The 12,340-nt window shown below is 39.9% G+C and carries 11 protein-coding genes; 3 read left to right on the top strand and 8 right to left on the bottom strand.

What is annotated here, in order from left to right:
• Positions 1 to 19 precede the first annotated feature (19 nt).
• The 6 genes from LKD41_RS09060 to LKD41_RS09035 form a co-directional block, all read right to left on the bottom strand.
• Complete coding sequence (locus tag LKD41_RS09060) at positions 20 to 1,702, bottom strand: glycoside hydrolase family 3 protein (protein ID WP_022242961.1); 1,683 nt, start codon at positions 1,700 to 1,702, stop codon at positions 20 to 22.
• A 54-nt stretch (positions 1,703 to 1,756) separates the two neighbouring features.
• Positions 1,757 to 2,392 carry a beta-phosphoglucomutase gene (gene pgmB, locus LKD41_RS09055; protein WP_022242960.1) on the bottom strand — a complete coding sequence of 212 codons (636 nt, stop codon included), beginning with the start codon at positions 2,390 to 2,392 and terminating at the stop codon, positions 1,757 to 1,759.
• A complete protein-coding gene (locus LKD41_RS09050; RefSeq protein ID WP_022242959.1) occupies positions 2,393 to 3,400 on the bottom strand; it encodes an ABC transporter permease in 1,008 nt (335 codons plus the stop codon).
• A gap of 78 nt (positions 3,401 to 3,478) precedes the next feature.
• Entirely contained in the window at positions 3,479 to 4,732 is a 1,254-nt protein-coding gene (locus tag LKD41_RS09045) for a sugar ABC transporter substrate-binding protein (protein ID WP_227700986.1), read from the bottom strand.
• Between the two features lie 65 nt (positions 4,733 to 4,797).
• Positions 4,798 to 5,757, bottom strand: coding sequence for an ABC transporter permease (locus tag LKD41_RS09040; protein WP_022242957.1), 960 nt, complete (start codon positions 5,755 to 5,757; stop codon positions 4,798 to 4,800).
• Positions 5,758 to 5,769: 12 nt separating this feature from the next.
• Complete coding sequence (locus LKD41_RS09035; protein WP_022242956.1) at positions 5,770 to 7,287, bottom strand: sugar ABC transporter ATP-binding protein; 1,518 nt, start codon at positions 7,285 to 7,287, stop codon at positions 5,770 to 5,772.
• A gap of 193 nt (positions 7,288 to 7,480) precedes the next feature.
• Between LKD41_RS09035 and LKD41_RS09030 the strand changes: the two genes are divergently transcribed.
• Together LKD41_RS09030 and LKD41_RS09025 are read left to right on the top strand one after the other, a co-directional pair.
• Entirely contained in the window at positions 7,481 to 8,530 is a 1,050-nt protein-coding gene (locus LKD41_RS09030; RefSeq protein ID WP_022242955.1) for an AraC family transcriptional regulator, read from the top strand.
• A 67-nt stretch (positions 8,531 to 8,597) separates the two neighbouring features.
• Positions 8,598 to 8,882 carry a hypothetical protein gene (locus LKD41_RS09025; RefSeq protein ID WP_022242954.1) on the top strand — a complete coding sequence of 95 codons (285 nt, stop codon included), beginning with the start codon at positions 8,598 to 8,600 and terminating at the stop codon, positions 8,880 to 8,882.
• A 3-nt stretch (positions 8,883 to 8,885) separates the two neighbouring features.
• Here the strand turns inward: LKD41_RS09025 and LKD41_RS09020 are convergent, their stop codons facing one another.
• Both LKD41_RS09020 and LKD41_RS09015 read right to left on the bottom strand, forming a co-directional pair.
• Entirely contained in the window at positions 8,886 to 9,068 is a 183-nt protein-coding gene (locus LKD41_RS09020) for a DUF6472 family protein (protein ID WP_022242953.1), read from the bottom strand.
• A 13-nt stretch (positions 9,069 to 9,081) separates the two neighbouring features.
• A complete protein-coding gene (locus LKD41_RS09015) occupies positions 9,082 to 9,585 on the bottom strand; it encodes a hypothetical protein (RefSeq protein ID WP_022242952.1) in 504 nt (167 codons plus the stop codon).
• Positions 9,586 to 10,300: 715 nt separating this feature from the next.
• Between LKD41_RS09015 and LKD41_RS09010 the strand changes: the two genes are divergently transcribed.
• On the top strand, positions 10,301 to 12,301 hold the full coding sequence (locus LKD41_RS09010; RefSeq protein ID WP_227700985.1) for an amylo-alpha-1,6-glucosidase: 2,001 nt from the start codon (positions 10,301 to 10,303) through the stop codon (positions 12,299 to 12,301).
• Positions 12,302 to 12,340: the final 39 nt, after the last annotated feature.

Genomic DNA, 12,340 nt, shown 5'->3' with positions numbered 1-12,340 from the left:
CTTATGTCTCGTTATTCTTTTAGTAGGAAAGTTCGATTCGTCCACAGAATGGATCTACCGGACTTACTCCTTTAAATCTGCTTTCTCCGGCAATCTTTGCTATTACTGCCTCTAATACATAATCATTATTGGAGTAACAGTTAATATACGTTTTTATCATTGGCACATCCAGTAAATGATATGGATTGGCTACACTGATAAAAATTACCGGTACTTCTTCTGCAAACCACGGAACATTATTTCCCTGTCCCCAGAAGGTATACCAGTTTAACCGGTTGGTGGTCTGATTGCTGGCATTTTCCACATTTCCGATGTAAATTACCATGTCATACTTATCTTTAAAAGCTGTTACATTATCGACACCCTTTTCGAAATCTTCCTTCTCATAGAGGAATACCTGGAAATTTCTCTTTTCCAGTTCTTCTTTTACTTTTCCGACTACTCTTTCATTGGACGGAAAATGTCCTAAAATTTCCAGCAAAATACGCGGTGTCTTCTTCGCACTGATTGGAAGATTCTCTGCAATATCTTTCACCAGTGTAACAGACTGGTCTGCCAGCTCTTTTGCCCACTGTATATGCTCCGTGGTGCGTAAGTTTTTTAATGCTTCCTTTCCAGGAACCAGCTGTCTTTTTATCTTCTTTTCATGTAATCTTAAAGAAGCCTTTAATGCCAGTATGCGTCTGTTTGCATCCAGTAATCTTTCACGGGATAACAGACCATTCTTATAACCATCTAGCATAAACTGATAATCTTCTTTTAAATCTTTATTGAATAAAATCATGTCACAGCCATTTTCTATTGCCATTGGTACCGTTTCACTTCGTTTACCGGCTGCCGTAAATCCGACCATCGGTGTTGCATCTGTAATGACAAGTCCGTTAAATCCTAATTTGTCCCGAAGCAAATTCACCAAAAGCTCTCTGGAAAGAGAAGCCGGAACAATCTTGCCCTTTAACTGTGGATTAAAATGTTCCTGATACGCTGGCATTGCAATATGCCCTGCCATAACAGTTTTGGCACCATCGTCAATCAACCGCTGATAAATACTTCCATAGGATTTATCCCATTCTTCCATGCTAAGACTATTTACCGATGTCAAAAGATGCTGGTCTCTTTCATCCACACCATCTCCCGGGAAATGCTTAATTGAGACTGCCATATTGCATTCATCTGCTGCACGAAGATACTCCCTTGCATAGGCATAAACCTTCTCCGGATCATCGCCATATGTTCTGACATTGGTAATTGGATTATGATAATTTCTATCTATGTCAACTACCGGTGCAAAAGCCCAGTTAATTCCTAATGCACTTCCTTCTGAGCAGGCAATCTTTCCCAGACGATATGCATATACCGGATCATTTGCAGCTGCACATGCCATCTGTTTTCCATATGCAGTTCCATTGGTAGCCGCTCCATCTCCTCCCGCTTCTAAATTTGATGGAATCAGAAGCGGAATCTTTGTGTGCTCCTGCGCATAGGTAAATGTACTTTGCATCTCTTCTGCCACACCATCCCGGAAAAATAATCCGCCGATATGGAAATGTAATAACATATTCAGATACTCCGGATCCGTTGAATATCCAATCGGGCAGAACAACTGTCCTATCATTTCTTCCAGGCTCATATTTTCCAGCGTATTTTCTACCCAGGCAATGTCTACATCATCTAAATAAAATGGTTTTTCTTTATAATTCATCTCTTTTTCCTTTCATTTAAGGCACAAAAAGAGCAGCCACGGCTGCTCCTTTTCTTAATTAATATTTCTCAGTTCAGCAAAACCGCTCAATGGATATGTTGTCATTTCACATTCGGATGCTTCACCCAATCCTGCACTATCAAAGCCTCCATCTGTAGCTGCTTTTATCCCTGCCACCGCATCTTCTACAACAAGACACTCCTGTGGTTCTAACTGCAGGTATTCTGCTGCTTTCAAAAATACCTCCGGATCAGGTTTTGATTTTGTAATATTCGTTCCATCACTGATGGCATCGAAATAATTTTCTAATCCTAAATGTTTTAATATTCTCTTTGCATTTTTACTGGATGAACCAATTGCCAGTAAAACTCCCTGTTTCCTTAAATCATCTAAGGTTGTTTTTACTTCTTTTGGCAAATCAGCCGGTGTCATGTCTTCCAGCAATTCCACATACATCTTATTTTTCTGCTCTGCGAAATCTTCTTTCTCTTCTTTGGAATATTTCTTTGTACTTTTCTCTAAAATAATCTCAAGGCTTTCCATCCGGCTTACGCCTCTTAACCGGTTGTTTATGGTTTCATCAAAATATATTCCCAGTTTATCTGCCAGTCTCTTCCATGCCAGATAATGATACTTATCGGTAAAGCAGATTACTCCGTCCAAATCAAAAATGATTCCTTTATATTTCATCTAATTATCCTCTTGTCTTTTTTTCTTCAACTGTTTCTTCAGCATTACAAGCTCAATTACCTTATTCTCGTTATTCAGATAAATCAGGAACAATACCAGGATAACTGCAGTAACAATCTGCTGAATGGATGCATCTACATTTAATCTTGCATACATCAATGATATGAATGCTGTTGTTACTGCTCCTAACAGATAACCAATTTTTTCATTGCAGAACCGTCCGATAAATCCACCGATAAACATCGGTAAGAAAGCTGTAAACATTACTCCAATTGAGCCAAAGTTTAAAGACATCTGAATATTTCCTGTATTTGAAGCACTAATAAATCCAACTACACCCATGAAGCCGCCTGCAATGGTATAACAGATTACTGCATTGGATACTTCATGAATTCCTGTATTAACAGAAACCTTCTGTCCGGATAATAGTGACTTATATTCATAACCAAATTGTGTATAATCAAAAATCGCAATAAATAAAACGAGTCCAATTACAATTACAAGTACATAATTCAAAACACCTGGAAAACTTGTTAATTCTTTATTTGCTACAAATGACACGCCATAACCATCGGTAAGTGCGAATGCCATTCCTTCGTAAAACAGTGTTACTCCCAGTGACACAATAATCGGTGGTAATTTTACAATTACATAAATTGCTCCGGATATCAGTCCAAGCAATGCTCCGGATACAATAGAAATCACGAGCATATATGGTGTTGAAAGTCCATGGGATGAACAAATTGATGCACTGATTACTGATGACAATAACGAAATTGCTCCGATTGAGAAATCAAATCTTCCGGAATTCAGATTCAATGAAAGAGCAAATGTCGTTAACATTACTGTTGCTGTTGCCCGGAAAAACAAAATCCAGTTTCCTTCTGATTCAAAAAATACAACACCATTCCTCTGACATAAGAGTATCATTACGAGCAGTGTCACTACCGGAATACACAAAGTTCCAATTATCTTTTTTAAAATACTATTTCTTCCTTTACTTTTCATGTTATTTTCCCTCATGTCTTTTCTAAATTCTGCTCCGGAGAATTCCGGAGCAGAACAAAAATTTTATTAATATGTTACTTATTTTGCTTCTTTCTGGATATCTTTAAATCCATAAGCACTTACAAATTTTTCAAATGATGCATAATCTGCTGTAAGAAGTCCATCTAACATACCTTTTGTATATGCAGGGCTGTCTACAGAGCTGTCTACTGCATAGTACTCAGAGAACTCTTCTGGTGAAGTTGCAACCCAGTAACCCTGGCTGAGAGCTAAAGCATTTCCATCTTCTGTACGGATCGGGCTTCCAAGTACTGCACGATAAGTTGCAATAAAGATAGGTCCGATACTTGCTGAGAACTTACCTGCAAGGTAATCAAGCATTCCACCATCCATTGCAGTACCATAGCTTTCTGCATAAGCATCTACGCTGGCAATCTTAACATCTGTGCCTTCAATTGCTGTTCCAAAGAAGTCAGAACCATTTCCAACAGCTAAGATAACCTCTAGGTCAGGAGTCTGTGCCATCTGAGCACATTTTCCAAACCATGCATCATCCATGTCATATCCGCCTACATAACCAACGATATTTACATCACCAATTGCTCCGGTTTCAATCTGTCCATCTGCATAAATCTGTCCAATAATTCCAGCTTCATCTGTAGCACCTTTGTAATTAGCATCTGCTCCACCTGCATCTACCATAGCTGCAATCATACCTGCTGCACGATAAATATGCATATCTGTATAATATGGAATTGCTCCACCGAAGATAGCAAAGTTTTTCTTACCCTGCTCCAGATAGTAATTTGCCATATCATAACCAGTCTGATATTCTACTTCAAGAGATGGTCCGATTGCACCTACATAATGCTCATATCCCTTATAAGTCTCATATTCTTCATCTGTTAAAGTTCCTGTTGCAACTGCATAATACACACCTGCTGCTTCACACTGTTCAATCTGTGCTGCACGGTCAAAGGATGAGAATGAAATAATTGCTTTACAATTATTTGTAATAAAAGTATCAATTGCTGATGTTTCCCCTGCTGCATCCTTTAATTCATCAGAATAAATAAGCTCAACATTGTACTGTTTCTGAATATACTCTGTATAGTATGTCCGGAATGCCAATGCCTCTGCACTTGTTGCATCTGATACAAGAATACCCATTTTAACGGTTTCACTCATATCAAGTTCTGGTGTCTCTTCTTTGCTGCCTGACTGTTCTGTACTTACCACTTCAGAACTGTCATTCTTCTTGTCGCTTCCGCATCCGGTAAAGCATCCTACTACCATGACCGTTGCCAGCAACATTGCTAGAATTTTTTTCATGTTCTTTCCTCCTGTACATTACATGTTTATGTATAAAGTGACTATCACTTAATACCATATGGATATTATCTTGGTAACATCTTTCCTCTCTGGTCACTGGTTGCCAGGAATACTACCAATATAAATATTGCTGCTTTTACCATCTGTCCAATTCCGGAATTCAGATTAAACATCACCATAATCTGACTGAGCAATGTCATGGAAAAAGCTCCGATTACTGCTGCATAAATTTTACTTCTTGCGCCACCTGATACCGGCATACCACCAAATACAATCGCTATGATGACATCCATTCCTACACTGGATGCAGTATTTCTCGTTAAAGTCGGAGCATAGACAATGGAAAGACATGCGCCAAGTCCAACTCCTATTCCAGACATGATAAATGCTATAATCGACATTTTCTTTACAGAAATACCGCTTAATTTTGCACAAATTGGATTTCCGCCCTGGAATTTCTGCATTCTTCCTACTTTAGTAAAAGAGAATACCAGTATACATACTAAGAAAAATGCAGCTAATACGAATATTTTAAACTGTGTTGTATTCAGCCTACTGACCGCCATCATTGGCACTCTTATTTCAGAACCTGTTCCATTCATCTTAATCAGAACCAGTACCAGTGCATTCAATACACTTAGCATTGCAATCGTTGTTACGAAAACAGGGAGGTTAAAAATAGATGCCAGTACTGAGTTAAATAGTCCTATAAAGACCGCCACTCCAAGGCAAGCTGCAAACATTATTACCAGGCTCTCTGTTTTGTTATAAACAATCCCACCTACCAGTGCGCTTACTGCTACAGATGCTCCAAGACTGATATCAAAGGAACCAAGGGTATAAATAAAGATTGCACCTGTTGCTACTACTGCAACCACAACTGACTGGTTGATAATACTTTTCATTCCATATGCAACATTTATATTTTTAGATGTTCCAATGATAAAGAAAGCAACCAGCAATGCCACAAGACCAAATAAAGGGGCAAGGAGCATAACATTTTTTCTTAAATTCTTTGTTTTCATTTCATCCGCCTCCTATATCATGTACTGAATCGCATCTGCTTCTGAAAGCGATTCACTTCTTGGAAATTCATGCATAATCTTTCCATCCTTCATAATCATCAGACGGTCTGACATACCGATCAGTTCTGTTAATTCCTCTGAAATGATAACAATTGATTTTCCTTCTTTTTTCATCTGGTACATCAATTGATACATCGCCTGCTTCACACCAATATCAACGCCTCGCGTCGGGCAGTCCAGAATCAATACATCACTGCCTCGTCCAATCCATTTTCCAAATACAACCTTCTGTTTATTTCCACCGGATAATGCCGAAACATACTGATTTATTCCTGCACATTTAATACTTAATGTTTCCACCTGTTTCTGAACATATTTCTTTTCATTCCACGGGAAAATCAGGAATCCACCAGTTGTAAACTGGTCCAGTCCGCCAACAGCAATATTATCTTTGATGCTGGCATTCAGGCATAGCGACTCAGTGTCTCTGTCTTTTGCCACATATCCAACCATATGCTTCATTGCATCGGCTTCGTTTTTCAATTTCTTTCCTTTAATTCTTATTTCACCAGACTCCGGTTTTTTATTTCCAAACATGACTTTTCCAAGTGTATGCATTCCACAGTGCGAAAGTCCTCCGATTCCAAGAATTTCTCCTTTATGCAATTGCAGATTAAAATCAATCAGTTTGCCAGTCAGATTTACATCTTTCATTTCTAAGACAACTTCATCTTCGCAGCTTCCATCATAATCACTTCGATAATAGTCGCCTTCCAGCTGCCTTCCAATCATACTTGATTTTATTTTGTCTTCATCAAATTCGCTCTTATCAAAAGTAACTATAATATTTCCATCACGAAGAACCGTCAATGCATCGCATTTTTCCATAATCTCTTCCAAATCATGGGAGATGAAAACCACCGCTTTGTTTTCTTTTTTCATCTGTTCCATAATATTGTAGATAATCTCTCTTCCCTTCTGTGACAATGCAGTTGTAGTCTCATCTACTACCAGCACTTCCGGATGCTTATTCATAATTCTTGCTATCTCAATCAGCTTACGTTCCTGTAAATCAAGGCTTGCTGTCATCTGTTCTGCACGAATATGGCTGGCACCGATTGCATCTAAGGCTTCCTGTGCTTTCTGATTTAACAGCTTCCTTTTAACCGGTCCCCATTTATGCTTTTCGCCAAAACTCTTAAAGAACTTTGTCTCGCCAAGGAATATATTCTCTGCTACTGTAATTCCCGGCACTGTTCCAGTTTCCTGGACAATCATTCCAATTCCATGTTCCAACGAATACAGCATTGATTCCGGCTTCCATTCTTTGTCATGATATGTCATCGTACCGCTGTCTGCGTTCTGCATTCCTGCAATAATAGATGTAACTGTTGATTTACCAGAACCATTCTCTCCAATAAGTCCGAGAACTCTGCCTGAACAAACCTCTATTGAAACATCCTTTAATGCAACGGTAGAGCCAAATCTTTTATTCATATGTTCTACTTTTACTAAGATTTCCTGCTTCATCCATATGCCCCTTCTCTGTAATCATTGTTTTTGTGAAAATCACTTTTCTTTTGTTGTTAAATCTATTATAATCTATTCAAGTGGTTTTCCAATTGTTTGTAACAACCAATTCTATTTACTTTTTTTGATAGATATATCATTTTCTTTATGTTGTTATTGACTATTTTTGATATTTAAATTGGAGGATTCCATTATGGATTATGAAGCGTTAAGAACAGTAGTATATAAATTGAATGAAGATGAGCAGTTTTACAAAAAATATTATTATGCCAAACAGCAGGAGTATTCCCTGCAGGAATTCTTAAGTACTATCAATATAGATGATGTACTGCGCCGGCATCTGCTGGTTCCGGAAATCAAAGAAACCATTCCTCCACGCTTTGAAGATAATTTCTTTTTTGATGCAGGAAACCACGTTTCTATTACTGTAACCAGACATAACCGTTACTCTCCGGCACTTACTCACGACCACACTTTCTTTGAACTCTTATATGTCTATGACGGAAGCTGTTCCCAGAAAATCAGTGACAGTCAGCTCACACTGCGCACCGGAGACCTTTGTATTATTCCACCCGGCATCAAACATTCCGTCAGTGTCTTCGATGACAACAGCGTTATCTTAAATATTTTGATTCGAAAAAGCACTTTACATAATATCTTTTTCAATTTTTTAAATTCACCAAACATCCTGTCCGCTTTCTTTTTAAATAATATCTATTCCGAAAACGGCAACGATTATATTGTATTTCACACCGGCAATGATAATGAAATACGTTCTGGCTTTCTCTGGATGTACTGGGAATCTCTGAACCGCTCCCTTTACTGGGATCAGATGATTTCCTACACACTGATGATAACTTTTGGTCTTTTAATCCGGAATTATGAAAAAAGTTCCGAGCTTCCTACTTTCAACCGTAAATCTGATGTGCAGCGTTTTGCCCTGCTTCAATTCATCCAGGAAAATTATGCAACGGTTACATTAGAGCAGGTTGCCGAAAAATTTCACTATACACCTGAACATGTTTCAAGACTTTTTAAAAGCACTACCGGGAAAACCTTTACCCAACTGTTACAGCAGGTCCGGATTGAAAAAGCCCAGATACTCCTTTCTGATACCAACCTTACGGTTGCAGACATTGCTTCCCAGGTTGGTTATGATACAACGGAACATTTTATAAGATTATTTAAGAAAAATCTGAAAATCACACCAACCGAATATAGAAAAAAAGGGATTATCATCTAATCCCTTTTCCTTGCCAGACAACCTTTTTCATGCTATTTTTAATAAAGAATCGAAAGCAGGTGCAATTATGATACAACGTAAAGATTTATTTTCCATCCCTTTTTATAACAAAACACAGTATACCGGCAGCAATCTTGGCATGCGCTACCGCATAGAGAAGCATGTAGAAGATGACTCCACCACTCTGCTTGCCACCTGGTGGCCAGGTCCATATTGCTTTACCGCTACGCCGGATGAACAAAAAAAGACCAACACCTTCGAATATTCCGACGAAGGCATTGGTCAGGCTTGTGACTGGCTCAATCAGGTCTATACAGAAAACGCAGACCTCTTTAAAACTGTTCCTATTTAAAATTTACATCTGATGACGTACAATCTTGTACTCATCATATAACTGATAATACGGGCAGGAATTCGTGTTGCCGGTAAGAAATCTTACCATATCATCTTCATCCAGATCCATATCACAGACATAATATTCGTAATCTTCATCATATACAAAATTTACACAGGTATCACAACTTCCCTGTTCTGCCATAAAATCACTTCTCCTATCTGATGACTTTCTTTGCATTCCGGTTGCAGATCATGTCCAGCATATTTTCATCCGGTTCAAAGATAATGTCTCCAAGTCCGCTTCCGTTCTTATAAATCACTTCATAGGTCTTCGCTCCCGGCTGCTTTGAAGAACAATCCTTTACACTCAACTGGTTGTTGTTATGATAATTATACAATTCATGTGCAGTTGACGGTGCAATCAGCACAACTTCTTCCATCTCAATCTTTGCAATATTTTTTCTCTTTCTCTTTGCCTTGATACGTGCAAAGCTAAGTCTTCCTTCAATATAGGTATATTCCCATTCAATCTGTGATGCAATTTTAAGAAGATACCAGAAAACTGCAAAGATAATTGCAGGAACCAGTAAAATTCCCGGATACACAATAATGGAAACCAGTACACAGAAAATTGCCAACGCAATACAAAGATACCTTAAGATTACATTTACAACAGACACCTTCTTATCTACCAGAACTGTGTTTTCAAAAATACTCATACTTCAAACCTCTCAATTTTTCTTTTTGCACCTGCTTCTCATGCAGATTCTTTTTCATTATATCTCTTTTTCCATGATTAATCCAGTAGATTATATTTATTTAATAATTATGTTTTTTCCGTGTTTTCCAGTAGATTTTTTCGAATTATTTCGTTACAATAGAGGCAAACAGTCCGGGGGCGGGGGAAGCATACGAAATCAAACTATTGTATAGGATATCCCGGCTTTCTATTATTTTTTAATACAGAATGCTGCAGAACTAAGCTGCTTTGTTTTCTTTTGCTATTGAGCCTGTCTTTCCAATGTTTCACAGCATAGCGGCATGGTTCGCTGATATGCGGATGCATGAGAAAGGCTGTTAGGGGCACTTGGAATTTCATCCTGCAACCGGCAATGCTGGCACAGGACGTGCCAGCAAGGTGCAATCTGAACATGGATGTGAATTTGCACCGGTTGCCGGATGAAACAATATCTTTTCTGAAATTCATAGTGCCCCTTGCAGGTTTTCTGCCGCATCCGCATACAACGGACAGTGACGCTATGCAGTGAAAGCAGCGGAAAGACAGCCTGCAATCAGAAAACAAAACAGCTAAGAACTGCAACGCATTCTGCATCAACAAAAAATAATAGAAATCCGGAATACGCTTACAATATGTTAGACGATTCGTTTTTCTCCCCCGCCACCCGGACGGATTACACGATAAAGGAGATTTCTATGAAAGCATATCATTTAAATAAAGATGCCCTCACCCCAATGTCGGTGGGTGTACAGAAGGAATGGGTTCTGACCAATGGAATCGGCGGCTATGCCGGCAGTTCTGTAACCGGTGCACATGCAAGAAAGCACCATGGCTATCTGATTGCCAGCCTGCACCCACCAGTAGAACGTTTCGTCATTCTCTCAAAAATCAACGAATGTCTGATTCGTTCTTCCGGGAAAAAGGATTTTACCGTAGAACAATATCTTGCCGGTGATGGCAGCACTGCTTACCGTGAAGGTATTGAATACCTTAATTCCTTTACTTATGACGGGCTGGTACATTTTACCACCAAAGCTCCGGAATTTACCATGACAAAGACTCTCGCCTTTGAACACGGCAAGAATACTATTGCAGTTTCCTATGATATCCAGAATGATGGAGAGGCTGCTACACTGGTGCTGACTCCGCTCTTTAATTACCGGGTACACCATGATGCTTCTACAGTAGACACTTTAAAATTCGATACTACTTATGAGCAGCCGGAAATCAGACTGGTTCCGCAGCAGAATAAAGATGTCACCATCCGTCTTTTTACCGATGACGGAACCGTTGTTCCATGTGAAGAAAAATATACCACCGGAATGCAGTTACAAAAAGAACTGGATGTAGAATCCGATGCTTTAGATGATAACTACACGCCATACCAGATTGAATTTCCGCTGGACACCGGATGCCGTAAGAAAATATCTATCGTCTGCACCATTGAAGATGCTTATGAAAAGGATGCTTTTGCCACTGCTGCCGCAGAAATGGCACGTTTTGATGCATTAGAGAAAAAAGCTGGCTACCATGATGAACTGGCAGAGACTCTGACCATTGCCGCCGACCATTTTCTTGCATACCGGCAGTCTACCGGACTGATGACTGTTCTTGCCGGACTTCCTTGGTTTACCGACTGGGGCCGGGATACCATGATTGCCCTCACCGGCTTAACTCTGGCTACCGGACGCTATCAGGATGCCAGAGACATCCTGACCACATTTGCCCGCTATGTCCACCACGGCATGGTGCCAAATATGTTCCCGGACGAAGGAACCGATCCATTGTATAATACAGCAGATGCTTCCATGTGGTATTTCTATGCAGTTGGAAAATATCTCGATTACACCGGTACTCCGGAAGATTATGCTTTTGTGCAGGAAACCATTTATCCGAAATTAAAAGAAATTATTGCAGCTTATGAGCACGGAACAGATTTCTCCATCTATATGGAAGAAGATGGACTTATCCATGCCGGAAGCGGTCTCGACCAGGTAACCTGGATGGATGTCCGTGTGGGCGACTGGGTTGCTACACCACGGCACGGCAAGCCGGTAGAAATCAATGCGCTCTGGTATCATGCACTCTGCCTGATGGAAGAATGGGCAACGCGCTTTGGGGAAGACGGTTCCCACTATGCTGCTCTTGCAGCTCATGCAAAGGAATCTTTTGCGAAAGAATTCTGGAACGAAAAAGATGGATGTCTCTATGATGTGGTAGACGGGCTGGAAGGTGATGCATCCCTTCGTCCAAATCAGATTTATGCTGTTTCCCTGCCGCACCGGATGTTAGATGCTGACAAGGAAAAGAAGATTGTAGATAAGGTTTACGAGAAACTATATGCCAAAACCGGTCTTCGTTCCTTAAGCCCGGATGATAAGGAATACCATCCGACCTATGAAGGCTGTCTTGATAAACGTGACCACGCTTATCATCAGGGTACTTCCTGGGGCTTCCTCTTAGGCGGTTTCCTGACTGCTTATGTGCATGTCTATGGAACTTCCAAAGAAGTTATCACACAGGTAGATGCCATGTTAGATGCCACCAGAGAGCAGTTCTACCACGGCTGTATCGGTTCTATTGCAGAAATCTTTGATGGTGATGAACCGCACACCTCCCGCGGCTGCTATGCCCAGGCATGGAGTGTCGGAGAAATTCTCCGGGCATATACGGAGGATATTCTGCCATATAAATAAATCATTTTTATACCAACAGAACCTGCCACCGGCAGTTTC

It is taken from the genome of Roseburia sp. CLA-AA-H209 (assembly GCF_020687575.1).
In the GTDB taxonomy this organism is placed as follows: Bacteria; Bacillota; Clostridia; order Lachnospirales; family Lachnospiraceae; genus Roseburia_C; species Roseburia_C amylophila.
The sequence above is the reverse complement of the archived record's forward strand: the minus strand, read 5'-3'. Positions and strand labels throughout refer to the sequence as shown.